Origin of the sequence: Limisphaera sp. 4302-co (genome assembly GCF_049537155.1) — a bacterium.
Lineage (GTDB): Bacteria > Verrucomicrobiota > Verrucomicrobiia > Limisphaerales > Limisphaeraceae > Limisphaera.
This window is the reverse complement of record NZ_JBMVQZ010000010.1, coordinates 128,734-154,001: the sequence shown is the minus strand read 5'-3', so window position 1 is coordinate 154,001 and position 25,268 is coordinate 128,734. Positions and strand designations below refer to the sequence as shown.

The 25,268-nt window shown below is 65.1% G+C and carries 16 protein-coding genes; 8 read left to right on the top strand and 8 right to left on the bottom strand.

Annotation, left to right across the window (positions count from 1 at the left end; translation table 11 throughout):
* Nucleotides 1-157 precede the first annotated feature (157 nt).
* The gene (locus tag ACPDIX_RS11320) at nt 158-322 is read right to left on the bottom strand and encodes a hypothetical protein (RefSeq protein ID WP_423431907.1); all 165 of its coding nucleotides are present in this window, start codon (nt 320-322) and stop codon (nt 158-160) included.
* On the opposite strand from ACPDIX_RS11320, the gene cas3g reads away from it, so the two are divergent.
* The 4 genes from cas3g to csb2 are packed head-to-tail and all read left to right on the top strand — an operon-like array spanning nt 321 to nt 6,454.
* Entirely contained in the window at nt 321-3,056 is a 2,736-nt protein-coding gene (gene cas3g / locus ACPDIX_RS11315) for a type I-G CRISPR-associated helicase/endonuclease Cas3g (protein ID WP_423431906.1), read from the top strand. The genes ACPDIX_RS11320 and cas3g overlap by 2 nt on opposite strands.
* A complete protein-coding gene (locus ACPDIX_RS11310; protein WP_423431905.1) occupies nt 3,053-3,841 on the top strand; it encodes a hypothetical protein in 789 nt (262 codons plus the stop codon). The genes cas3g and ACPDIX_RS11310 overlap by 4 nt, the downstream gene beginning before the upstream one ends.
* A complete protein-coding gene (gene cas7g, locus ACPDIX_RS11305) occupies nt 3,834-4,985 on the top strand; it encodes a type I-G CRISPR-associated RAMP protein Csb1/Cas7g (RefSeq protein ID WP_423431904.1) in 1,152 nt (383 codons plus the stop codon). The genes ACPDIX_RS11310 and cas7g overlap by 8 nt, the downstream gene beginning before the upstream one ends.
* A complete protein-coding gene (gene csb2, locus ACPDIX_RS11300; protein ID WP_423431903.1) occupies nt 4,982-6,454 on the top strand; it encodes a type I-G CRISPR-associated protein Csb2 in 1,473 nt (490 codons plus the stop codon). Before cas7g ends, csb2 begins: the two co-directional genes overlap by 4 nt.
* Before the next feature lie 164 nt (nt 6,455-6,618).
* Here the strand turns inward: csb2 and ACPDIX_RS11295 are convergent, their stop codons facing one another.
* The gene (locus ACPDIX_RS11295) at nt 6,619-6,891 is read right to left on the bottom strand and encodes a hypothetical protein (protein ID WP_423431902.1); all 273 of its coding nucleotides are present in this window, start codon (nt 6,889-6,891) and stop codon (nt 6,619-6,621) included.
* 262 nt (nt 6,892-7,153) lie between these two features.
* On the opposite strand from ACPDIX_RS11295, the gene ACPDIX_RS11290 reads away from it, so the two are divergent.
* Nucleotides 7,154-7,432 (top strand): nucleotidyltransferase domain-containing protein, encoded by a 279-nt coding sequence (locus ACPDIX_RS11290; protein WP_423431901.1) that lies wholly within the window; start codon nt 7,154-7,156, stop codon nt 7,430-7,432.
* A 331-nt stretch (nt 7,433-7,763) separates the two neighbouring features.
* Here the strand turns inward: ACPDIX_RS11290 and ACPDIX_RS11285 are convergent, their stop codons facing one another.
* The 6 genes from ACPDIX_RS11285 to ACPDIX_RS11260 all read right to left on the bottom strand — a co-directional run bounded on the left by ACPDIX_RS11285 (nt 7,764) and on the right by ACPDIX_RS11260 (nt 18,180).
* Nucleotides 7,764-8,021 (bottom strand): hypothetical protein, encoded by a 258-nt coding sequence (locus tag ACPDIX_RS11285; RefSeq protein ID WP_423431900.1) that lies wholly within the window; start codon nt 8,019-8,021, stop codon nt 7,764-7,766.
* 1,154 nt (nt 8,022-9,175) lie between these two features.
* A complete protein-coding gene (locus tag ACPDIX_RS11280; RefSeq protein WP_423431899.1) occupies nt 9,176-11,104 on the bottom strand; it encodes a sulfite reductase subunit alpha in 1,929 nt (642 codons plus the stop codon).
* 14 nt (nt 11,105-11,118) lie between these two features.
* Nucleotides 11,119-12,951 (bottom strand): NirA family protein, encoded by a 1,833-nt coding sequence (locus ACPDIX_RS11275; RefSeq protein WP_423431898.1) that lies wholly within the window; start codon nt 12,949-12,951, stop codon nt 11,119-11,121.
* Nucleotides 12,948-15,221, bottom strand: coding sequence for a molybdopterin oxidoreductase family protein (locus tag ACPDIX_RS11270; protein WP_423431897.1), 2,274 nt, complete (start codon nt 15,219-15,221; stop codon nt 12,948-12,950). The genes ACPDIX_RS11275 and ACPDIX_RS11270 overlap by 4 nt, the downstream gene beginning before the upstream one ends.
* Nucleotides 15,218-16,894, bottom strand: coding sequence for a DmsC/YnfH family molybdoenzyme membrane anchor subunit (locus ACPDIX_RS11265; protein WP_423431896.1), 1,677 nt, complete (start codon nt 16,892-16,894; stop codon nt 15,218-15,220). The genes ACPDIX_RS11270 and ACPDIX_RS11265 overlap by 4 nt, the downstream gene beginning before the upstream one ends.
* Before the next feature lie 11 nt (nt 16,895-16,905).
* Nucleotides 16,906-18,180, bottom strand: a complete 1,275-nt coding sequence (locus ACPDIX_RS11260; protein WP_423431895.1) for an MFS transporter — start codon at nt 18,178-18,180, stop codon at nt 16,906-16,908.
* 1,011 nt (nt 18,181-19,191) lie between these two features.
* On the opposite strand from ACPDIX_RS11260, the gene ACPDIX_RS11255 reads away from it, so the two are divergent.
* The 3 genes from ACPDIX_RS11255 (at nt 19,192) to ACPDIX_RS11245 (ending at nt 25,250) form a co-directional block, all read left to right on the top strand.
* The gene (locus tag ACPDIX_RS11255) at nt 19,192-20,586 is read left to right on the top strand and encodes a TolC family protein (RefSeq protein WP_423431894.1); all 1,395 of its coding nucleotides are present in this window, start codon (nt 19,192-19,194) and stop codon (nt 20,584-20,586) included.
* A gap of 200 nt (nt 20,587-20,786) precedes the next feature.
* On the top strand, nt 20,787-22,112 hold the full coding sequence (locus ACPDIX_RS11250) for an efflux RND transporter periplasmic adaptor subunit (RefSeq protein WP_423431893.1): 1,326 nt from the start codon (nt 20,787-20,789) through the stop codon (nt 22,110-22,112).
* 9 nt (nt 22,113-22,121) lie between these two features.
* On the top strand, nt 22,122-25,250 hold the full coding sequence (locus ACPDIX_RS11245; protein ID WP_423431892.1) for an efflux RND transporter permease subunit: 3,129 nt from the start codon (nt 22,122-22,124) through the stop codon (nt 25,248-25,250).
* Nucleotides 25,251-25,268: the final 18 nt, after the last annotated feature.

The following is a 25,268-nucleotide window of genomic DNA, read 5'->3' as shown; positions in this document are numbered from 1 at the left end:
TGATCCTCGGCTGTTGCAGTAGCGACCGGGCCCAGCCACCCGTGGCCAGTGGCGATGTTCTTGTGTTTCCTTCTCCGGCTTGGAGGATCCGCGAGCCGAACGCTTCCAGGGCGAGCATGTGGAAGCTGGTGGCTTTTCGATGAAGACCATAGCGGCCTCAACACATTTCGGCGTGCCGCCTGCCTTTGAGTTCCTGCGGCTTATGCGCCAGGATGGGAGTGAGCGGCGGCACGCGCACGCGATCCTCGTGTTTGGTGAACCCGTGCGCGGGCCGGTGTTGCTCGGGCGGGTGGGTATCGGGGGTATGGGATAGCGAGGCCATGGACAATCGAATGATCCCCGACTTCGACCGCGCATTTGAGAGCCTGACCGGCTTCGCGCCCATGAAATGGCAGCGTCGGCTGTTCGAAAAACACTTCCTCAAGGCGGATCTGCCCAGTAGGTGCGACCTCCCCACCGGGCTCGGGAAGACGTCGATTGTGGTCATCTGGCTACTGGCGCTTGCACACCAGGCGGCCAATGGGAACGTGCGCCTGCCGAGGCGCCTTGTCTACATTGTCAACCGGCGCACCGTGGTAGATCAGGTCACGGCCACCGTCGAACAACTTCGGAAACGCCTCATGGCCCCCGAGACTGTTGAGTCGGAGAAGCACGCCCGCACGCTCAAGGCCGTAGCGGAGGCCTTGCGCTGCCTCTGTGCCTCAGATGGTATTCCTCTTGCGGTCAGCACGCTGCGCGGCGAACTTGCCGATAACGAGGAGTGGAAGGCCGATCCGACTCGGCCAGCGATCGTCGTCGGGACGATCGATATGATTGGCAGCAAGCTGCTCTTCAGCGGCTACGGCGACGGGCGCTACGGCCGGGTACATCATGCTGGTCTGATCGGGTATGACGCGCTGATCGTTCACGACGAGGCCCACCTCACGCCGGCATTCAGCGATCTGCTCCGCGCTGTGGAGCAGGAGCAAGCGAGCGAGGCCAAGCGCGGCCTCCAACCGGAGACCATGTGCCGGCCGATTAGCGTCATCGAGCTGTCCGCGACAAGACGAGAGGGGGACGGCGAGGTCTTTGGGCTGGATGCCGAGGACGAGGCCGATGCAATCGTTCAGGAGCGGATAACCGCGATTAAGCGGCTTTGCCTGCGCGAGGTTCCCGGGGATCGACTCACTGAGGAAATTGTGCAGTGCGCAGCCACTTACGACAGCTCAGCCTGCAAGGTTCTCGTCTATGTCCGCACTCCGGACGAGGCTCAGAAGGTCGCATCGGAGCTGACACAGAAGCTCGGAACCGATGGTGAAAGACGCGTGGCGCTGCTCACAGGCACGATGCGCGGGCATGAGCGTGACAAGCTCGTCAAGGAGAACCCGGTTTTTCGCGCACTTCTCGATTCCAAAGCCACCGTCCAGCAGACTGTGTACTTGGTCAGCACGTCGGCAGGCGAAGTGGGCATCGACTTGGACGCTGACCACATGGTGTGCGATCTCACGACACTCGACGCCTTGATTCAGCGACTGGGTCGCGTGAATCGGCGCGGTGGCAATGGGCGCGAGGCGCGGGTAGAGGTCGTGGCCGCTGTCGAACCAAAAGAGAAGGCTTCGGATCTCGATCGGGCCGTGGATGCCACACTTTGCCTCCTGCGGAAATGGCGGGACGGGGCTGGCAGGGAGGGGGTGGATGTGAGCCCGAAGAACCTGCGGAGGCTCCTCGAGGACACAGGCTCGGACGAGATCCGGGCGGCGTTCTCGCCGCGCGTCCCTGCCCCGCCGTTGACGGACATCTTGCTCGACAACTGGTCGCTGACGAGCATCGACCAGATGCCCGGCCGGCCCGAGGTTGGCCCATTTCTCCATGGCCTCACCGCGGATCCGCCGGAAACCTTTCTGGTCTGGCGACAGGAGGTCTTGCTACTTCACGAGGCGGGCACGAATGCGGAGGCGCTGCGTGCTTGGTTCGGCGCCTGCCGCATCGAAGCCCGCGAGAGGCTCCGCGACCGCTACGACCGCGTGGAGAAGGCGCTCAAGAAGCTGCTTGGCAAGTTGAGAGAGGAGGACCCAAGAAAAGATATGCCGGTCGTGGTGCTCGACGAACGGGGCAACGCCTCGTGGTCCTGTCTGTCCACAGTGCGCGGCGACGACCTTAAGTACCGCACTGTGGTGCTCCCGGTGGAGGCTGGCGGGCTCGATGCGAACGGCCTGCTCAGCCCGGATTCCAAGTCGCGCCCGGACCTGGACGTGGCCGAGATCGAATCCGGTGACCGTCGGCGCGAACGCTGGATCCATCGCGTTGGCCCGGAAGGCGAGAGGTTCGAACGTCTGATCACAGGCGAGATAACTGACGCCCCACCGAGCGGACTTCGGGAAAAGGAGCGGATTCCTCTCCGCCAGCCCGACGAGAATGGTGAGGAAGCCGAGACTGTCGACCTCGTCCTATACGTCTCGTCAGCCCTGTCTGCACTCGAGAACCCGGAGACGACCAGCGCCAGACAAACACTGGAGGAGCACACGAATTCGATCGTCGACCACATGACGCGCATCGTGGGTCGGTTGGGCCTCGATGAGCCCGTCGGGAAAGCGTTAATCGCCGCAGCGCGCTGGCACGACAAGGGCAAGGACCGTCCGGTCTGGCAGCGCTACGCACGAAACGGCGCGGGCACGACACCGCTCGCGAAGTCTCCTCGTTACCTACACCCGCCTGCGCTCGGGGGATATCGGCACGAGTTGGGATCGCTGCTCGATGCGATGAACGACGAGGAACTCACGGAGGTGCCCGATAGGGACCTGATCCTGCATCTGATCGCTGCGCACCACGGATGGGCGCGACCCCACTTCGAGGCCAGGGCCTTCGACAGCTCACGGCCGACCGCCGACAACGAGCGGGCGTTCGCCGAGGTCGGTCGCCGCTTCGGACAGCTTCAGCAGAAGTACGGCCGCTGGGGTCTTGCGTGGCTGGAGTCGCTCGTGCGCTGCGCGGACATCACGGCGTCGCAGCAGGCGATAGCATCGGCAGAACCCATCTCTGGTTCGCGCCAGCGCGTGCCGGAAGAGGCCAAGCCATGAACGATTCGAACTCCACCCTACGTGTGAGTGTGGACTTGACGAATCCAGGCCAGTTCTTTGCCTGTTGCGGGCTTTTGGAGGTAGCGCACCGTGTGTGGCAGCCAGGCCCAGTGGAGGGGTGGTTCGCGGATGAACAGTTTCTCTTAGCCCGTTGTGACGGCGAGCCCGCAAAGATCGATGACCTGATCGATGCAGCACTCGGATGCAAGGCGCAGACCATTCAAATTGATGACCCGAAGATCGATCCCATCGAACTGGGAGATCCTATCCATATTCGACTCGACTGGTGGCGCAGACGCGACGGCTCAACGAACCTATTCAAGACCTGGGCGGCGAACGCGACGTCGCAGCAGATGTTTACGAAGTGGCGGGAGCCGCTTCGGCGTTGTCTTGGCTCCATCAATGGTCAGGCCAAGAACTTACTGAGCCTTAGCTATCCGGTTCAGGGGTCCTACGGCTTCGATAGCGACCTGGGTTGGGATGCGCTGCGTGTGGGATTCTCTTTCAACGAACATAGCAGACTCAAGAAACTTCCCACCCGGCCGGCGGTGGAGTTGTTCGGCGCGATTGGCCTTCAGCGGTTCTTCCCGGAACTCGCCGAGGAAAAGCGATCTGTGTGCTACTCGGCTTGGCGGGTACCTCTTACTGCGCCCGTCGCGCGGGCAGCCGTGCTCGGCCTCGTGCCCGGCGTCACGCTGTGCCGGCTCAGGACACACTTCGTCTCCCGCGGAAGTTTCAAGGGTCTAGATACGGCAATTATTGTCGAAGGAGGTTCTTATGAGTGAGCTGGTGAAGAAGTACGACAATTGGCTAAAGGACGACAGCGATGTCGCAGCGCTGGTGATGCGGCAATGGCTTGTGCCGTTGGAGGGCGAAGACGCAGTGATCTTTCCGCCCACCTATACACTTGCCGAGACTGACATTGGTAATCGTTTCAACAAGGGCGAGCCGATTCGCGGGGTGTACAAGGGTCAGAATGGTCCCATGGGGTACAACATCGACTGGTTTGAGGACGGCACCAGCGTCTGCCAGATCGACAGTGTGGGATCGCAAGCCAATCGGATGGAACCGATCTTCATGCGCGAGCCCTACAAAGAGCTCGTGCCGGAAGTGATCATCAAGGCGGGAGACAAGGAGGTGAATCTGCTCGAGGCCGGCCACCGGGCCGCCGATGCCATCGTTCGGTTCTCCGACCTACGGGAAGAACTGGAAGAGGCCTTCAAACAAGTTCGAGCCGGCGACGCCACCAAGCTGGCCAGGATCGCCCCGACCTCGCTCGTGTTCGGTGTGTGGGATTCCCGCGGGACACAGGTAAAGTTCCCGCGCGTCGTCCGCTCTGTGATCCGTGCGTTCAAGGTGAAGCCGCTACACCGTTCGGCTCAATACATCCCAGCGATCGACTACGTCGGCATCGGCTTGCTGGATGCGCCGGGAGAGAAGAAGCAGCAGGATGCGATGTCGGAACTGGGTTTGAGCCATGCTCCGGCGCCATGGTCACATGGTGGCATCCTGGTCGAGGGGGAGATCAGACGAGATGCCGCCCTGAACCTCGTTGCGTTGCGCGCGCTTCGCGCCGGCAGAGATGCAGACCCCCTTCCGCTGCGGCGATACATCCTTGGGCTGTCGCTCGTCGCGTTCACCGCGCCGCAGGAGACCTTCCTCCGTGAGGGATGCCAGCTTGTGCCGGACCCCGACCGGCCGTCGACATGGTCGCTTGTGAAGCACGACGGCAGCCGCGAAGAGAACTTTGAAGTCGCGCACAAGCAGGCCTTGGAATACGCGAAAGTCGTGGCGAAGGAGTTCGGTGTGGGACCCAAGAAGGAGGCCAACTTCAACGAGAAAAAGGCCCGTGACGAGCTGGATCGGTCGAAGCAGGAGCGCAAGAAGACCCGTCGCGCGAAGCTGAGCGAGGCAGATGCAAACCAATGACCAGGTATCTTTGCATTTCTGTTACGCTTCTCGATCCACTTTTCCACGGCAAGCGCGATGAAGACGCGCCGGAGTGGCCTCCCTCCCCGATGCGTTTGTTCCAGGCGCTGGTGGCTGGATCCTGCACAGGGTGCCGCCACGCTGAATGGTCAGAGGCCAAAGCGAACGCCTACCGCTGGCTGGAGCGCCGCAAACCGCCGATCATCATTGCTCCGCCCGCGCGATTAGCGGCGGGTTACATGTTATTCGTCCCGAACAACGATAGCGACACCGCATTCGAGCGCCATGAACGCCTCACGGAGAAGGCCGTGCGGCCCCATCGGATCCTGAGCGACGGGCCGGCGACGTTGCACTACCTTTGGGACATAGCGGAGGACGAATGGGAGCAGGCTCGCCCGATCGCAAAAGTATTTGAGGTCGAGGCACGCCACCTGACGACGCTGGGGTGGGGCATTGATCAAGCGGTGGCTCAAGCGCGCATTCTGAACAGAGCCGAAGTGCGAGCGCTTCCCGGGCAGCGATGGCGGCCCTGGGACGTGCCGCTCAGCAGCGGAGGGAAGCTTCGGGTGCCCAAGAGTGGCTCGCTGGACGATCTTGAGCGTGCCTACAAGGCGTTCCGGCATAGGCTCTTGATGGAGCTTCCGCCAGGGGGGAGAGAGCCTCGGGTGTTTGGCACAAGGGTCTACTTACCTGCCGACGCGTTGCCCCCACGTCCGTATGCAGGCTTCGAGCTTCCCGAAGGAGTGGCGTTCCGAGCCGAGGACGCCGCGAAGGTGGCCGCGATGCTTCGGTCGCTGGCGTGTCAATCGGCGAAGGAAGACGAAGCCGCACATACGTTTCCCGGCGGGGCCGAGGTCTATGTTGCCGGCCACGTCGAGCACGGAACAGACGTGATTACGGCGCGATTTTCCTACCTACCGTTGCCGAGCATTGGCCACGAACATGCAGACGGCATGATCCGCCGACTGCTCGTTGCAGAGCCTTTCGGTGGAGATGGTGTCCACGCAAGGTGGGCGCAGCAGCGCCTGCGCAACGGCACCCTGCGGGACGAACGCGGCAACGAGCGTGGCGTATTGCTCGACCTGTGGCGTCCCAGTTCGCGTCGAGTGGTGGAGCTGTACGTCCGCGAGTCGAAGTGCTGGCATTCCGTGACGCCGGTAGTTCTGCCTGGCTTTGATGACGGCAAACAGAAAAAGGCAGAGCGCTTGTTCCTCAAGGCGCTTGTGCAGGCAGGGATCCCGATCGAGGCGGTTGAGTCGTTTACTTTGCGGAAGGCGCCCTTCTGGCCTGGTGCCGCTCATCCCCAGCACTACTTGGTGCCTGAGTACATGCGTCGCTTTTCTAGGTGGCACGTGGCGGTGCGCTTCCGTGAACCCATCCCTGGCCCTTTGGCCCTGGGGGTGGGGCGACATGTAGGACTGGGCTTATTCGCGGTTCGGGCTGACACTGCCCGGGAAACGTCTGACTAAAGGCGCTGCGCGCCCGGGAGTGATGTTTAGAAGTGGGGTGGGCAGAGGTGGTTCGGCGTGAGACCGGCCTGGAGCGGCACGAGCAGTGACCGTGCGGGTCGATCCCGTTGTTGTTGCTGGTCGCAAAGGGCGAGTTCAGCCCGCGGTGTGACGGCCCGTGCCAACTACACGAGCTTCACGGCCACGGTGGCCTCCATACCGGGGAAGTCGGAGGGGTTGCGGGTGTACAGCGGAAGCGCGTTTGCTGCCGGAGTGGCGGCGATCAAGGATTGCCTAGGTTGGGTGCGGCTCGCCCAGCCTGCGCTGTTGGACGCCGTGAACACGCGGCCGTACGTCCGTGCGGCTTCGGCATCAAAGAACAGCGGATCCCAGGTCGCCGTCGCGCACGGCAGCCGATTCTGGCGGTGTACTCCGCGCGTGTTCGTTCGTGTTCGCATGGGGACCGCCAGCGGGCTCGGCCGGTGTCACGGCCAATATGGGAGACTCATCGGGCAGGAGGGCGGGATTAACGAGGTCGTGGTTTGGCGGTATCAAGCGACCGTGCGTTTCCGGTGCTCGCACGCGGGACCGGCGGCCGCTCGGCATTCGGAACAGCCGCCCGCGGCCAGCACAGGGGAGCGCTGCGGATCGGGGAGGAGCGAAGCATGACTCACGCCGGAGCCGAGCAGGAACCCGTCCTGCGAGAGATCGTCGCGCGGCTTGTGGCCGAGCTCCGCCCTTTGCCGGATCTACCTCTTCGGCTCCAGGGCCCGCGGCGAGTCGGGGCCCGAGAGCGACTACGACCTGCTGGTCCTGGTCGAGGATCCGAGTGAGCCGACCTACTGCCTTTCCCAGCGGGCCTACCGGGCGCTCCGAGGGATCCCGGCCGCCGTCGACGTGATCGTCTGGGACCGCAAGACCTTCGAATCGCGACTCCACCTGCCGGCGTCGTTCCCCGGCACCGTCGTCCGCGGGGGGAGGCTCCTCCAAGCGGCTTGATCTTGGGAAGGTCGCGGAGTGCCGGGCGTGGCTCCGGCGGGGCTTGTGTCGGCTTGGATTCCGCCGCCACCTTGGTCCGCTCGTGGGAACCCCAACCTGAGAGCGTAGAACCTATCCCTAAACCGTGTTCGTAAGTCGTTTCAATGCGCGGGCGGATTAGGTAAGGCGGAGATGACAAGGCGCACACGAAGCTCCCTGGGCGATAGCAGAGAAATGAAAGTGCCTTTTCAAGGCAGTCAACGCCTCACCTACACAAAGGGCCTCCCATCTGCCGCTGACCGGCAACCCGAAAGCTCAATCAACGGAAGCGCGGAAGCGCCCCGTTTCCGGTTCAGCCCGGGACCTGCCGGACCGGCAGGAACGCCAAGGTCATCTGCAAATACGCGTCAAACGCCCGACTCGATTTCTCCCACCGGATGCACAGCCGCCGAAAATGCCGCAGCCGGGCCACCGTGGGCCCCATCGCCCAACGGGGACGATACCGCTGCGGCGACCGCCCATGCTGGGGCGCGTTTCTCTGACCACAGACTGCTCCGACGCGGCGCCACCAGTTCCATGCCCCTGGCTGCAAACGCTGGATCCAGCCCATCACTGTTAAAGGACTTCTCTCCCACCACCTTCGTCGGAACCTGCTGCGGCAGCAGGAAAGGGAACAATTTCTGCGCCAGGCGTCGGCACACGGGACCGGGCCGGGCGACTCTGAACCACAATCAGCTGCCCTCGCGCGTCCACGGTGTTGATGACCTTGACCCAGTCGCCGACCCTGGTGCATCCGGTTTCACGGCCGCGCCCCGGGCCGGACAGAAGCCGCATCCAGAAGGCACTCGTCAGACCGACCGTGACGGTGCTCCTGTACACATCCGACCCGCCTCCTGCAACGGACGCTCAGAGACTCCTTCCCGCAGCAGACTCTGGAAGAGACGGTGAACCGCACTTTTCGAACGGAACCGCGGCGGCCGATGCTTCCATGTGGCGCCGTTGTTCAAGGGCGAGAACATCACCGTCCGGGACTTGCGTTTGCCGGTCCGCGGAGGGCCGCGCTTGGAATTCCTGGGAGGATCGGGATTGGGTGCAACACGGCAGTCCAGCATGGGATCACTGCGTGCCGGCGCAGGGGCGTATTATGGCAGGTGTGCCTATCCTTCGTGGCTGGGGGATCTCGAGTTGGCGGCGTTTTGTGGGGGCGCAGTCGCACAGCACGTCGAGGGGTTGGGGTATGTCCGAGACCGGGGTGGAAGGCGGTTGAGGTTGGAGTGCCCGTGGTTCGGTCGCTCCTGTGGGAGTGGGTTTCCCTCCTTGGAGCGTGAAGATGGAGGTCGCATCCCGGATGGCCAGGTGTTGGTGTGCTGGACGGGCGGCCGGTGCCGTTACAGGTGCAAGCAGGGATCTGGGGCGGGAGGGCGGAAGAGAAGTGGCTGTTGATGTATGCGGCGGGGTTCACGTCTGGCTGGGCGCGGGAGGCGGTGAGTGGCCCGAGATGGCGATGCTGTTTGCCCCGCCGGCGTGCGGGTGGTCAACTGCATTGCAGGGTTGGTGCGGCAGTGGCCTGCGGTTACGGTGGGTAAGGGCGTAGCGGTATGCAACCTCATGGTCGAGGTATGGGAACACGACTGCACGCGCCGGGGCTGCGGGGCGAAGCAAGGCGCCGGTGCCGGGGTGTTGTGGATCCGTGCGGCTGGTTGGTGCCATGAGCATGACTCCTACGGATCCGGGGTGTGGCCATGATCGTCGCAGTGGAAACGCTCAATAAACATCGCGACAGTAACGCTTGTCGCTTCGCAGCCGGCCGATGTAGTCGGTGGCCTGGTCGGGGGAAAGGCCGCCGCCGATTTGGACGACCTTGTGGAGTGCGGCGTCCACGTCGCGTGCCATGCGGGAGGCGTCGCCGCAGACGAAGAAGGCTGCTCCTTCCTCGAGCCAACGCCAGAGCTCGGAGGCGTGTTCGAGCATCCTGTGTTGGACGTAGACTTTCCCGGCCTGGTCGCGTGACCAGGCGAGGTCGAGCCGGGTGAGGAGGCCGTCCTTGAGCCAGCGTGAGAGTTCGTCCTCGTAGAGGAAATCGGTGGCGGCGTGTTGGTCGCCGAAGAAGAGCCAGTTCTTCCCGCGGGCGGCGATGGCTTGCCGGTGTTGGAGGAAAGCGCGGAAGGGTGCGATGCCGGTGCCCGGGCCGACCATGATGAGAGGGGTGTCGGGCGGAGGAGGTCGGAAGGCCGGGTTGGCGTGGATGTACACGGGCAGGGGTGTGTCAGGTGTGACGCGGTCTGCCAGGAAGGTGGAACATACGCCTTTTCGTTGGCGGCTGTGAGAGGTGTAGCGGACGATGTTGACGGTGAGATGGACCTCGTCCGGATGGCAGAGCGGACTGGATGCGATGGAGTAGAGCCGGGGCTGGAGGGGCCGGAGGCAGGCGACGAATTCGCCGGGTGTGAAGGTGGGGCCCGGCAGCAACGCCAGGAGATCCACGATCTGGCGGCCGGCCAGAAAGCGCGTGAGTGCGTCCGCGGCATCCGGAGCGAGCAAGGACCGGAGCTCCGGGTTCTGCGTGCGTTCGGCCACGGCGGCCAGGAGGGATTCCGGGATGCGGGTGATGTCCAGATGTTCCAGGAGGGCCTGGCGGAGGGGCGTGGGGTTGGGATGTCCGGGGATGCGGACCTCCTCGGAGCCTTCGGCGTGGAGGAGTTGGAGGAGTTCCTGGACGAGTTCGGGGTCGTTGGTGGGCCGGACGCCGAGGGCATCACCGGGTTCGTATCGGAGGCCGGATCCGGCGATGGAGACGACGATGTGCCGGACGTCTTTGGCGGAGCCGTCCCGTGTGAGTTTGCGGTTCAGTATGAGCCGTGCGGGGAAGGGATGGCGACGCGACCAGGATGGGGTGCTGCTGGTGCGGGCGGGTGGGGCCCCGGCGGCGGCGGTGCTGGCGGCATGGTTGGTGGTGGGAGCGGTTTGAGGGGCGGTGGCGGCGGCATTCGACAGGGCATTGAGGGCCCCGGCCAACCAGGCGGAGAAGGGTTCTTCGAAGTCCACGTCGCAATCCTGTCTGGGGTGGACGCGTTGCGCGCCGAGTTGTTCCAACCGGGCGTCCAGGTCTTTGCCGAATTGACAGAACTTCGGGTAGTTCCGGTCGCCGAGGGCGCAGAGGCTGAATCGGACGCCTTCCAGGCGGGGGGCATGATCGGCGCGGATTTTGTCCCAGAATGCCCGGGCGTTGTCGGGCGGCTCGCCATCGCCATAGGTGCTGGTGACGATGAGGAGATTGCGTTGGGCCGGGAGTCTGGCGAGGTCGCAGGCGCCCAGTTCCCGGACGGTCGGGGCAAAACCGCGTTGGCCTGCCTCTTTGGCGATCTTTTTGGCCAGGTTTTCGGCGTTGCCGGTCTGGGAGCCGAACAGGATGGTGAGCGGCTCCAGTGGTTTGGGTGCGGGGCTGGTTCCGGGGTCGGGCAGGGGGACGTGGGAGAAGAGGCCGGCCAAGAAGCCGTTGAGCCAGGCCCTTTGCTCCGGGGTGAAGGGTGCGCTTTCGGGTATGACGGGAATCCAACGGCCGGGGAAGGGTCCGGGTGCAGGGGTGTGAGATGGCGGTTCGTGGGAGGGCGGTTGGGGCGCCAGGTTTGCTCCCGGGATAGAGGCGGGGCGTTCGCCGGTCAACGAGGGAAGGGAGAGGAGATCGGGATTCATACGCGGATGTGGTTTCATGAGCTGAACATTTCCTGAAGTTGTTTGATGTCGTGCCGTCGCGTGAACCGGGCGAAAGATTCGCCGGGTTGACGTCTTTCGAGATACACACGGAGCATGCGCTCGAGCAGCGCGGGCAGCTCGCTGGCGAGGATGCCGGAGAAGACCAGCCTGCCGATGGCGGCGTCGGGTCCGGTGCCTCCGCCCAGAACGATGTTGTAAGCTTCCATGCTCTCGCCGTTGAGGGTGACCTTGACCCCCTGGAGGCCGATGTCACCGACGTAATGTTGGGCGCACGAGTGGGGGCAGCCTGTGAAATGGATGTTGATCGGCAGATCGAGATTCAGGCGTTCGGCCAGGTGCCGGCCCACGGCCAGGGCGTGGCCCTTGGTGTCGGTGGCGGCGTATTTGCAGCCCGTGTTACCGGTGCAGGCCACGAGGCCCCCGAGGATGTGGCGGGGTTCGTAGTGCAGGCCGGTTCGGACGATGGCGCGTTTGACGGTCTCGACGTAGGCGTCCGGGATGTTCACGAGCAGGAGGTTCTGCCAGGGGGTGAGGCGGATGTGACCGGAGCCGTAGTGCTCGGCCAGGTCGGCGAGCCGGCGCATCTGGCGTGTGGTGAGGAGGCCGACGGGGACGAGGACGCCGATGTAGTTGAGGCCTTTCTGTTTCTGGCGGTAGACGCCGATGTGGGCGTGGCGGATCGGGGGTGGTGGCGGTTCGCACGCCTCCCGTGGGTATCGGATGAGGGGGAAGGCCAGCCGTTTGGCGGTTTCGTCGAGGAAACGGTCGAGTCCCCATTTGTCGACCAGGTATTTGAGGCGTGCCTTTTGCCGGTTGGTGCGGTCGCCGTGGTCAATGAAGACGCGGATCATGGCGACGGCGACTGCGACGGCCTCGTGTGGCGGGACGAGGATGCCGGCGTCGGAGGCGAGTTGTTTGTGGCCGGTGATGCCGCAGAGCAGGACGCGGAAGTAGACGCCGGGCTGGAGTGAGACGCCGGCCGGGGGTGGCTGCCGGCGGAGGCCCTCCTCGGGGAGGCGGACGGCGACGAAGCCGATGTCGTTGGTGTCGGCAACGGTGTCGATGGCGCCTCCGCCTTCGAAGGCCACGTTGAACTTGCGGGGCAGGTCGTAGAGGTCGCGGTGGTTCAGGATGTAATGATGCAGGGCGTGGGCGTAGGGGCGGGTGTCAATGAGTTCCTGGGGATCGATTCCGGCGGTGGGTGAGGCGGTGATGTTCCGGACGTTGTCGACGCCCGAGCCCTTTGAGGTCAGTCCGAGGGATTGGAGGCGGATCAGGACGTTGACGAGGTTTCTGGGGGCGATTTCGCGAATCTGGATGTTGGAACGGGTGGTGATGGCCGCGCGTCCGTTTCCGAATTCGTCGGCGATGTCTGCCAGGCCGCGGAACTGGGCGGCGGTGAGTTCACCTGCCGAGATGCGGCAGCGGAGCATGAAACTGTTCTGGGCGGGCGCCACATAGAAGAGGCCGTGGTAGCGGAAGCGGAAGGTGTTCTCCTCGTCGGGAAAACGATCGGCCTCCGCGTGGGCGAGGATGCGGTCCCAACAGTCCAAGCCGTGTTCCTGATATTTCCACCGTTCCTGCTTGCAGAGCTCGTCCACGGGTGTGCCGTGGAAGGTTTCTGGGGCGGCCAGGTTGGCCGGTGCGGCCGCGGGGTGGGCGGTGAGTGTGCCCTGGGGGGTTGCGCCGACGAAGGGGTAGCGGGTTCGTTCGGCGATGCCACGGAACAGGCCTTCGAGATACTCCTTTTGTTCGGGGGAGAAGGCGCCGTGGTTGAGTACGGTGTCGATGTTTCTGAGCAACGGGTCCATGGGTGAAGTATTCATGGTTGGGTGGTGGTGTGGGACCGTGCCGGGACGGGCCGCAGGCGCACGGCGGTGTGTTTGTAGGCCGGTTGGCGGGAGTAGGGGTCGAAGGCCGGCACGGTCAGGCGATTGGTTTCCGGATAATGCATGGGCATGAAGAGGTGTCCGGGTTGAACGGCGGGTGTGACCACGGCGGTGGCACGGACGGTGGCCCGGCGCGAGGAGACCTCCACGGTCTGACCGGTGACGATGCGCAGCCGGGCTGCGTCCGCGGGGTTGACCTCGACGTAGGTCTGTTGGGGGTAAAGCTGGCGGAGCACCTCGGATTTGCCGGTGCGGGTGTTGGTGTGCCACTGGGCGCTGGTGCCGCGTCCGGTGAGGAGGATGAAAGGATGATGGGCATCCGGCTGATCCGGTGCAGGACGTGGCGGTTCGAACAGGAACCGTGCACGGCCGTCCGGGGTGGGGAAGCGACCGTCTGCGAACAGGCGGCGTTCGCGGAGGCTGGTGCGAAGGGCGTGGATGGTGGCGGCGTGGCCGCGGGATGAGGTTTCGTGTTCCGGCCAGGGCCACTGGATGCCTCCGCAGGCGTCGATCATCTGATAGTCGCGGATTCCGGTGAAATCGCAGGGTTGGCCGGCGGAGAGGCGTTTGAGGATCTGGAACACGGCTTCGGGACTGGTCCAGGCGCGGAAGAGGTCGGCGCAACCCCAGTAATGGGCGATGAGCTGGAAGATGCGGAAATCCGAGAGGGCCTGGCCCGGGGCGCGGGCGACCTTCTTGACGAGGCCGATGCGGCGTTCGCTGTTGATGAAGGTCCCTTCTTTCTCCCCCCAACCGGCGGCAGGCAAAATGAGGTGGGCGTGGCGGGCTGTGTCGGTGGAGGTGTACATGTCCTGGACGACCAGGAACTCGAGTTTGTCGAGCAGGGCGTGGAGGCGGTCGCGGCCGATCCAGGAGTGGAACGGGTTGGTGGCGATGACCCAGAGGCCCCTGATGGCGCCGGCGTCAATCGCGTCGAGGATCTGGTCGTAGGTGAGGGAGTTGCGATCGGGAATGCGCTCCTGCGGGATGCCGAGGATGCGGGCGACCGTGGCGCGGTGATCGGGGTTGGCAAAGTCACGTCCGCCCAGGAGGTTGGTGGTGTTGGCGAAGAGGCGGGATCCCATGGCGTTGCACTGGCCGGTGACGGAGTTGGGTCCGGTGCCGGGCCGACCGATGTTTCCGGTGATCAGTGCGAGGTTGATGATGGCCTGGGCGGTGCGGGTGGACTCGTGGCCCTGGTTGACGCCCATCGTCCACCAGAAGCTGACTGCGCGGCCGTGGGCGATGGTGCGGGCAAACCGGTGGAGCTGGGGCGTGGTGAGGCCGGTTTCCCGGCTGACGCGCTCCGGGGTGAAGGGTGCGACGAAGCGGGCGAATTCGTCGAAACCGGTGGTGTGTTGTTCGATGAAATCGCGGCGGATCCAGCCGTTGGCGATGAGCAGATGGGCCGTGCCGTAGAGCAGCGCCAGGTCGGTTTTCGGCCGGATGGGCAGGTGCTGGGTGGCGCAGAGGGCGGTTTCCGTGGTGCGCGGGTCCACGACGACGATCTCGGGGTGGCGGGCGTTGCGGAGCACGCGCTGCCAGAGGATGGGATGGGCGATGCAGAGGTTGGAGCCGATGAACACAAGGACGTCGGACTCTTCGAAGTCCGCGTAGGTGTACGGCGGGGCGTCGAAGCCGAAGGCCTGTTTGTAGGCGACAGCACTGGTGGCCATGCACTGGCGGGTGTTGGAGTCCGCGTGGAGGGCGCCCATGCCGAATTTGAACAGTGCACCGAGGAAGGCCATTTCTTCGGTGCAGATCTGGCCGGTGCTCAGGAAGGCGACCGATTCGGGGCCGTGCTGGTCCATGAGGGCCTTGAACCGGAGGGTGAAGACCTGGAGGGCGTGGTCCCAGTCCACGGGTTCGAGCCGGCCGGTGCGGGGATCTCGCAGCAGTGGCTGGGTGGCGCGGTCGGGGGCACGCAGGGGCGTGAGGGCCTCCCAACCCTTGGGGCAGGCCATGCCGAGGTTGACGGGGTAATCGGGATCGGGAGTGAGATTGACGGCCTGCGTGTCCTGCAGATGGATTTTGAGGGCGCAGCCGGTGGAACAGTATCCACACACCATGGTGGTCGTGGCGGTGGGGGCGAGTCGGGCGGGTACGAGCCCGAGCCCGAAGTCGGCGGGTCGCAGCGTGAGGTTGGCCGTGAGGGGGCCGTCCCAGCGACGCAACCAGGTGGGAGGGGTTGTTTGTGCGGTGTTCATGACGCGGGATGGCCGGGCATGCGGCGGGGTTGGACGGTGACGAAGAAGAGGTAACGCTCGAGCCACTCGCCGGCGAGCGCCAGAAGGGCGGCCAGCAACGCCCCGGAGCGAACCAGAGGCAGCCCGGAGTGCATGGCGGCACCGGCAGTTGCGATGGCGATCCATGCAGGCAGCACAACCGCCCCCAGCCAGGTGCAGGCGGCGCGGGTGCGATCGAGCCCGCCGAACCGGCCGGCCTGGAGCAGGGCGGTTTTGTGCAGGGGCGAGAAATCGTCGTCGTGCAGATGTCGGAGCGGCCGGTGATCGGCCGCGAGTTTGAAAAGGCCGGAGGCGATCGAGGCCAGGCAGAGTCCCGCCACCCGCTCCGCGGGCGCGCCGGACAGCGTGCCCAGGGCCAGTGCCAGCACGGAGCCGAGCATGGCAGCCGTGCCGATGAATTTGGGTGCCGTGACCGCGAACCGCCACGGCTCGCGACCGGTGTCTGCGTACACCATGATCGAACAAAGGACGGCCGCCCATCCTGCCAGCGCGGCCGGTGCCGGCAGCCACGGGAGTGCGGCTGCCGCGGTTGCCGCGGCGAGGAACGCCAGGCAGCCGAGCAGGGCGAAGAGTCCGAAGGCCAGGATCTCCCGGCTCAGCCAGGAGGTGCGCAGGCCGAGAAAAGCGCGCCATGCACCTGCCGGCCGACCGAGGTGGAAAAGGCTGGCCACCAAGCCGGCGGAGAGAAGGATGATTGCGACGCCGAGCGGGAGTGCCGGGCTGGCGCCGCCCGACGGACCGGCTGCGATCGGGGCGAAGGTGAAAAGGCCGGTTGCGGCCTGGGTCAGGACCAGCATGAAGACCAGAGGGGCATGTGCGGGTTGTGGATGGAGTTCTTGGCGGTCGGCGGCACGGACCGGTTGGGGCAGTACACGCCGGGTTTGGTAAAGGGTGGTCGGTACGGTCAGTGCGGGATCCGGTGTGTCCGGCAGCCATGCGGAGTCTTTGGGTGCGCGGGCCCGGGTGGTGCCGCGGTGGCGGGCCAGGAGATCCGCGGTTTCGACCAGGGTGATGCGGATGGCCTGGTTGGGGCAGGCTTGGACGCAGGCCGGTGGTTCGCCCCGGGCGAGGCGGCGGCTGCACATGTCACACTTGCGAACGATGCCGCGTGCGGGCGAGTAGCGGGGAACCTCGTAGGGACATTTCATCACGCAGTACTGGCAGCCGATGCATTGATCGTCCAGGTGCCGCACGATGCCGGTGATGGGGTCCTTGTCGTAGGCGAGGACGGGACAGCCGTTGAGACAGCCGGGATCCACGCAATGGTGACAGGCGGTGGTGACGGTTTGGTGGAACGGATGGCGCCAGTCATCGCTGACAAGCAGGCCGGTGGTGCGCCAGGTCTCGTCGGGATCCAGTCCGTTGAGGCTGTGGCAGGCGCTTACGCAAGCCTTGCAGCCGGAGCATTTGTCCAGGTCGACCTCGAAGGCGTACTGTTGTCCGGGCGCGGGCTCGGCGGCGGGCAGGAGGTTGCGATACAGGCGGTGCGGTCCGGGCGTGGCATGGTTGTCGTGCCATGCGGCGAATTGTTCCACGGCGGAAAGGTCCTGCTGCTCCCGGAGGGCGGTGGTGATGGGGTCCGCTCCGGGAGCAGCTCCTTTCGCGGGGTGGAGGATGGAAGTGCCCGGGACCATGGTGGAAGGGTTCAACGCGTGGCAACCAGGGCCGGCTCGGTGAGGGGTGCGGCTGCCGCAGCGGGCACGGCCGCGGTTTCGGGCAACGGCCGGCCGTGTGCGGCGATCCAACGGCCCACCCATTTGCCCTGGATGGCGCGGAGAGCCAACAGTGCGCCCCCGGCCAGGATGGCGAATCCCACCAGCCCGGCTCCGTGGGCGGCGAACATCTCCCGCATCGAGCCCATCATGTTGGAGAGGATGAAGCCGCCGAACCCGCCTGCGGCGCCCAGGATGCCGGTGGCGGCCCCGATGTTGGCCTTGTAACGGTGCGGAACGAGCTGGAAGACGGCTCCGTTGCCCATGCCCAAGCAGGCCATGGTCAGGACCAGGAACGTGGTTCCCAGCGCCACGGTTGGCGCCCAGGCCGAGAGCAACAGGCAACTGACGATGCCCAGGTAGAGCAGGGAGAGCATCCGGATGCCGCCAAAGCGGTCCGACAAGGTGCCGCCCACCGGCCGGAGGAAACTCCCGGCCAGGACACAGAGCGAGGTCAGGTCACCTGCGAGGACCTTGGAGACGCCGTAGCGGTCGTGCAGGTAGATGGAGAGGAAGCTCGCCAGGCCGACGAACCCGCCGAAGGTGATGGAGTAAAAGTAACAGAACAGTGCGGTGTCACGCTGGCCCAGCACCCGGAGGAAATCCCCGACGGTCTTGGGCTGGCGCCGGGCCTGAGGTGCCTCGCGCGTGCAGAAGAGAAAGACCAGGAACATGATCGCCAGCGGGATCAGCGCCAGCCCGAACACACCGCGCCAACCGTACATCTCGGCCAGGCGCGGTCCGAACAGCGTGGCGAGCAGGGTGCCAGAGTTGCCCGCACCGGCGATGCCCATGGCCAGACCCTGGTATTGCGGTGGATACCATTGGCCGGCCATGGGCAGGGCCACGGCAAAGCTTGCGCCGGCCACGCCCAGGAGGATGCCGATCAGGTGGATCTGTGCCATGGAATCGGCCCCCAACCAGCCGATCAGCAGCGGAAGGGCCGTCAGGGTGATGCCCAGGCAGCCGGTGCGCTTGGGCCCGATGCGGTCGGTGAGGTAACCGAGCAGCAACCGCAGAACCGCACCCGCCAGAAGCGGGATGGCGGTCATGAAGCCTTTCTGGGCCGGGGTCAGGCCGAATTCGCTGGCAATGTAGTTGCCCAAGGCGCCCAGCATCACCCAGGCCATGAAACTGATGTCGAAATAGAGGAACGACCCGAAGAGTGTGGGCCAGTGACCGGCTTTCAAAAACGCTTTCGCATTCATACCACCCCGGCGAGAGGCAGAAGCGATGCCGCTTTGGCGCCGGCGGGATTGAAACTTTCTCAACGTATCCATGAAACGAATTCAGGGATGGCGGAACGGCGGCCTGGAGCGGGGCTCGGAAGAATGCGGCGTGCGGGGGATTCCGTGTGATTGGGGGGCGTGCGAGCGGCCCGGGCGAAGCAGTCGGAGCCGGTTCGGGGCTCTGCTGATGGTCATGGGAATGGTTTCTTTTTGACCAGCTTGATCAGCCCGGATGACCGGTGTGGTCAAGGCATGAGCAGGCGGGTTCCGCATGCGCCCGGACGTTTGTGCCGGGCATGTGCGGTTGCTGGGCAGGGCCTCACGATGGTTCGCGTGCCGGTCCGCGGGGAGCTCGGGCAACGTTTGGGTCGGCTGGTTGTGGGAGGGTGGCCGGCTGGTTGGGGGACGAGGAAGGGGCCGGGGCGGTGGGCGTGGATTTGGTGTGTTGCTTGACTGTGTGCCGGGTCTGATACAACGTCTGAGTCGTGCCGAGGATCGGGGCCATCTGTGCGTTGCTGCTCGTATTGGCGTGGCTGCCAGCCAGTGCGCATTGCGCGCTGGAGCGGGTGGTCCCGGGCTGGGGTGCGGAGTGTTGTTGCGCCGGAGCGCCGGCCGCGCCACTGCCGGATGACTGCTCGCAGCCGGTTTGCAGCTCCGTCGAAAACGGTGTTTGGATTTCCGGGGAACGGTATTCGGATCTGCAGACGGTTTTTCTGCCCCGGGAGGCTCTCACCGTGCTGCAGATGGTTGTGATCGGGACCGACCGATCTTTGCCGAGAGCCCTTCCGCGGCTTCAGTCCCCCGACCTTTCCCTCTGGGTGCTCACTCATCGCGCGGTGGGACGACCGCGTGCCCCTGCACAAAGCCGCTGATCTTCCGGTGAGGCGTGCCGGACCCGGCCTGGTCGGGTCCGGAGTCGTGGGACTTCTTAGTTTCCCGGGTTAGATCGTGTGCACAGTTACGGTTTGCGGGATATTTCAGGCAGGGTCCATGAGGATTGAAAGGCCTGCGAAAGCAAGGGTTTGTTGGCGTTGGTTGACGGGCGTGCTCGTGTGCGCGGAGGTGTGGTGGGGAGGGACCCTGTTGAGGGCGCAACCAGCCGGCGGGCAGGATGGGGGAGACACTCCGGGCGAGCTGGTCCTGACGTTGGAGGCATGCGTGCGCCGGGCAGTGGCGAATCACCCGCAGTTGCAGGCAGCCCGGGCGCGGGTGGCGACTGCGCAGGCGGCCCGACGGCAAGCTCGACTCTGGCCGAATCCCGAGCTGGAACTGGCGTCGGAAGACGGGCCTTTGAACCGGGGAAGTTTTGCCGAGGAATCGAAACAGACTGTGGGGGTGGCACAGACGATTCCGTTCCCCGGGAAGAAGCGACTGGAGTCGGCGATGGCGCGTCTGGAGTTGACGCGTGCGGAACATCAGTGGCGTGCGGTGCTGCTGTCGGTGATCCGAGAGGTGAAACTCGCCCGGGTGCGGGTTTTGGGGTGGAAGGCCGTGCTGGAAGCGACCCGTGAGTCGGTAAAGGTGGCCGAGGCTTTGTCGGCGGCGGTGCACGAGAGATTTCGGGCGGGAGCCGTGGGAGAGGTGGATGTTCTTCGCGCGGAAACGCTGCTGGAAGAGACGCGGTTGGAGCTGGAAGAAGCCCGGATCCGGTGGAGAGAGGCGCTGCAAGAACTGGCGCTGCTGGTGGGAGCGCCCGTTCGAGACAAGCTGGATGTGGTGGGTCGCTTGCGCGAAGAGCCGGATCCGGCGCTGGTCGGCAGGCAGCCCGCAGAATGGCTGCCCCATCATCCACTGGTGGTGGCGGGCCGGGCGGAGGTCAAGCGGGCAGAGGTGGCGGTGACACGGAGCTCGAGGGAAGCGTGGCGGGACGTGACCCTCCGGGTTCGGGGTGGCCGGGCCGGCCCGGCCGATGATGTGGTGGCCGAGGTGGGTTTGACGCTGCCGCTGCCGGTATGGGATCGGGGGCGGTACCGGATGACTGAGGCGTTGGCCCGGAGGGAGGAATCGCAGGCAGCGCTTGCCGCCGGGCAGCGTGAGCTGTTGCTGACCTGGGAGCGGGAGAAACTGCGTCTGGAAGGAACCGCGGCGCAGGTGCGCCGGCTCCGGCGCGAAGTCCTGCCTCGGACGGAAAAGGCCGTGGATCTTCTGCGGGCCGGGTATCAGGCGGGGAAGTTCGACTTACTTGTCCTCCTTGATGCGGAGCGTGCCGCCGCCGAGGCCCGGCGCGCGCATGCGCGGGCCCTGCTGGAGATGAACCTGGCCCATGTGGAATTGGAAGCGCTTATGGATGCGGAGATGCCGGAGCTGTTTTGGGAGGACGGATCCTCGGAAACAAAGCCCCGGCCGGAAACGGTCACGCCGGGACAAGTAGAGGTGGAGCGATGAGACAGGGGAGAAACAATCGGCGCGCGTGCATACGGCAGATGGTACCGGTGCTCATCCTGGCAGCGGTCATAGGGCCGGGCGGGGCCTGTATGAGGGAACCATCCGGACCGGCGGGGGACACCGGGGCCCGCGCGGAGGCGACCGGACGGGCATCCAGCGACCGGTGTACGCGGCACGGGGCCCCGACCGAGTTGTGTTTTTTGTGTGATCCCAGTTTGCGGGAAGAAGGCCGCTTGTGGTGCGGGGAACACGATCGTTATGAGGACCGCTGCTGGCTCTGTCACCCGGAGCTGCGCGATCCGTCGAGGGCCTACTGCGAAACACACGGGTTGTACCAGGACGAGTGCCACCTCTGCCGGCCGGAAGTGGCCGGTGCCTCCCGGGCAACGCGTGTTTCCGATTCCGGCACGCTGATCTGTGGGGAGCATCGTGTGGCGGAGGCGGAGTGTGGGATTTGCCGTCCGCAGGTCCTTCAGGGCTTGAAGGCGGGCGAGGGTTTGAAGGTCCGTTTGCCGACTCCGGAATCGGCCCGGCTGGCCGGCCTGGCCACGGGGGCGGTGAAAGAGGATGTGGTGCGGGAGGAGATTCCGTGCGTGGGCGAGTTGCGATTTGCGCCGGACCGTTTCGTGCGGGTGGCCACTCCGGTGGAGGCGATCGTTCGAGAGCTTCTGGTGGACTACGGAGACCGGGTGAAGACGGACCAGGGCCTGGTTCGCCTTTGGTCGGCCTCGATGGAGGAGGCGGTGGTGCAGGCGGTGTTGAGTTACCGGAAGCTGGTACGCGAGCGTGGATTGCTGGCTGTGCGGGTCACGTCCGAGCAGGCGGTTGAGGAGGCGGAAGCTGCCTACCGTGCGGCGAGTCAGCGCGCGAGGAACTACGGGTTCAGCGAATCCGACATTCGCGCCCGGGCGGATCGTGAAGAGGGGCCGGTGTATCTCGAGCTGAAGGCCCCGTTTGCCGGAGAGGTGTTGGAAGTGAATGTCGGGCCGGGAACGCGTGTTGCGGCCGGTGAGCCGTTGGTGACGGTGGTCGATGCCTCTGTGCTGCGCGCATGGCTGTATGTGCCCGAGGAGGCGGCGTCAAGGTTGCGTGGAGGGGAGCCTGTGGAGGTGTGGTCCGGTGGGAGGGCACCTCACCGTGTTACGGGGCGCGGCCGCGTGATGTGGATAAGTCCGCAACTGGATGAGCGCACCCGCCTGGTCCGCGTATTGGCAGAGGTGGACAACGGTGCAGGCAGGCTCCGGGCCGGTATGTTCGTGGAGGGAACGATTGTGGCCGGACAGAGAGAGGGTCTGCGCCTGCCCGAGTCTGCCCTACTACGCGTGGAGGGACGCCCGGTGGTGTTTATCGGGCTGGCGCCGGACCTGTTCGAGGCGCGGGTGGTCGAGCTGGGCGCGCGCGGCGACGGGTGGTGGGAGGTGCGAGCGGGTCTGAAGCCCGGCGAACCCGTGGTCGTGGAGGGCGGATTCCTGCTGAAGTCCAGCCTGCTGAGTTCGCGGTTGGGCCAGGCCTGTGTGGACGAGTAAGGGGAGCCGATGGGCAGGTTGATTGAGTGGTCGCTACGGAACCGGCTTTTGGTTTGTTTGCTTGCCGGTGTGTGGGTGGTGGCAGGGGTAAATGCGCTATGGCGGCTGCCGGTGGATGCCTTTCCGGACACGACCCCCGTGCAGGTCCAGATCAACACGGCGGCGCCGGGATTGAATGCGGTGGAGGTGGAGCAGCAGGTTACCCTGCCGGTGGAACTGGCACTGGGAGGTCTGCCCGGGCTGCAGAACGTTCGTTCGATTTCGCGTTTTGGCCTTTCGCAGGTGGTGGCGACGTTCGACGACCGGATCCCGGTTTATCTGGCCCGGCAACTGGTGGCGGAGCGGTTGCAATCTGTCTCGCTTCCGGAAGGTTTGGGGCGGCCCGAGCTGGGTCCCATCTCGACCGGGCTGGGCGAGGTGCTCCACTACGTCGTGTATTCGGACGATCCCGGGCGCAGTTTGAGGGATCTTTGGGAATGGCAGGAGTGGGTGATCAAGCCCGAGCTGCGGAAGGTGCCGGGCGTGGCGGAGATCAACACGTGGGGTGGGTTGGCGAAACGGTTTGAAGTATGTGTGGAACCGGATCGTCTGGCGCGCTACGGGATGACGCTTCAGGAGGTGATGGATGCGCTCCGGTTGAACAACCGGAACGTCGGCGGTGGCCGTATCTTGCGGGGTGGGGAATCTCTTCTGGTGCACGGGATCGGTTTGGTCACCAACACGGCACAAATCGAGGACGTCGTGATCCGTTCACACGACGGTGTGCCGGTGCGGGTTGGAGATGTGGCCCGTGTAAGTGTGGGGCATGAGATCCGTCGCGGGGCGGTCACGGCCGGGGGGAAGGGTGAAGTGGTCCTGGGTTTGGGTTTCATGTTGATGGGTGAAAACAGCGCGGAGGTGACCCGGGCCCTGAAAGTGAAACTGGAAGAGGTTCGGCGGAGCCTGCCGCGGGACATGCACGTCGAAGTGCTGTACGACCGGACGGATCTGGTCCGGCGGGTGCTGGGGACGGTTGAACACAATCTTCTGGCCGGCGCGCTTCTGGTGGTGGCGGTTCTGTTTGCCTTTTTGGGGAATCTGCGGGCGGGTTTGATCGTGGCGTTGGCCGTTCCCCTTTCGATGTTGTTTGCCGGGCAGATGATGTTGCAGGCGGGCATTGCGGCGAGTTTGCTGAGTTTGGGGGCGATTGATTTCGGGCTGATTGTGGACAGCTCGGTGGTGATGGTGGAGAACTGTGTGCGGCGGGCGGGCATGGACCGGTCAGGGCGGTCGTGGTTGGAATTGGTGAGGGAAGCGGCGCTGGAGGTGCGCAAACCCACGATGTTTGGAGAGTTGATCATTCTGATTGTGTTTCTGCCCGTCCTTACTCTGGAAGGGGTGGAGGGGAAGCTGTTTCGGCCGATGGCCCTTACCATGATTTATGCGCTGTTGGGTTCTTTGGTGCTTTCCCTTACGGTAACGCCGGTCCTGGCCAGCCTGATGTTGGGCGGGCTGGCGGGCAGGCATGGCGACCCCTGGGTGGTGCGGGGGATCAGGCGGTTGTACGAGCCGTTGCTGGGGCTGGCGTTGCGGTACCGGAGAGCGGTGTTGGTTGCTGCGGTTGGGCTGGTGGGCGTGGGTACATGGTTGGCGACGCGGCTGGGAGGCGAGTTCCTGCCGCGGCTGAGCGAGGGCGCGCTGGCCATCAGCACGGTTCGCCTGGCCGGGATCTCCGTGGAGGAGGCGGTGCGATGGAACGGGCGGATCGAACGCGAGCTGCTGGCGCAGTTTCCGGATGAGATCGCGCGGGTGTGGTCCCGTCTGGGGACGGCCGAAGTCGCAACGGATCCGATGGGGATCGAGGTGACGGACATTTTTGTGACCCTGCACCCCCGGGAGCGCTGGCGGCGGGCCCGCACGCAGGCGGCGTTGACGGAGCAAATCCGGGAGGTGCTGGCCCGGCAGCCGGGGATGTCGGCGGTGTTCAGTCAGCCGATCGAGATGCGGATGAACGAGATGGTCTCGGGCGTGCGGGGTGACGTGGCGATCAAGATTTACGGGGACGATTTGAGCGAGCTGCTGCGATTGTCCGAAGAGGTTCAGGCGGTGTTGGCGCAGATTCCGGGTGCGGCGGATGTGACGGGGGAACAACTGACCGGCCAGCCGGTGTTGGAGGTGCGGCTGGACGGGGCGGCTCTGGGCCGGTACGGGCTGTCCCGGCAAGAGGTTTTGGACATGGTGGAGGCCGTGGCCGGTCTGCCTGTCGGGGAGGTGCGCGAGGGTCAACGGAGGTTCCCGCTGGTGGTCAGATTGTCGGACGCGCAGTGGGCGAGCGTGGAAAGCCTGGGTCGCACGTGGGTGCCGACCCGGGAAGGTGCCCTGGTTCCTTTGAGCCAGCTGGCGACGCTGGTGGAAGTGGAGGGGCCGGCGGCCATTCAGCGAGAGTGGGCGCGGCGTCGCGTGACGGTCCAGGTCAACGTGCGGGAGCGGGATGTGGCGGGATTCGTGGCGGAGGCGAAACAACGGGTCCGCGAGGCGGTGGTGTTTCCGCCCGGCTACACCCTCGAATGGGGAGGGCAATTCGAACAGATGGAACGGGCGCGGCGGCGGCTGATGTGGGTGGTGCCGTTGGCGTTGGGGCTGGTGCTGAGTCTGTTGTATTTAAGTCTGGGGTCGCTGCGCGAGGTGATGATCGTGGCCACGGGGATTCCCCTGGGTGCCGTGGGTGGCGTGGCAGCGCTGTGGTGGAGAGACATGCCGATGACGGTCAGTGCCGGGATCGGCTTTGTTGCGCTGAGCGGTGTGGCGGTTTTGAACGGACTGATACTGGTGACGTTCATTCGTCAGTTACGTGATTCGGGACGGGGCGTTGAAGAGGCCGTGCGGGAGGCGTGCAAGGTGCGGTTGCGTCCGGTGCTGATGACGGGCCTGGTGGCCGCGCTGGGGTTTGCTCCGATGGCGTTCAACACCGGGGTGGGCGCAGAGGTACAACGGCCGCTGGCCACGGTGGTGGCGGCGGGGGTGCTGACGAACATGGTGCTGACGTTGCTGGTTTTGCCGGCGCTCTACACGACCTGGGCCGAGCGGGGGCCTGAAAGGCGTCCTGCGGATTCCGGCGGGACCGATGAGGGTTCGATTGCCGCGCTGAAAAGCTCGTGAAGCCGTGTGATTCGTGTT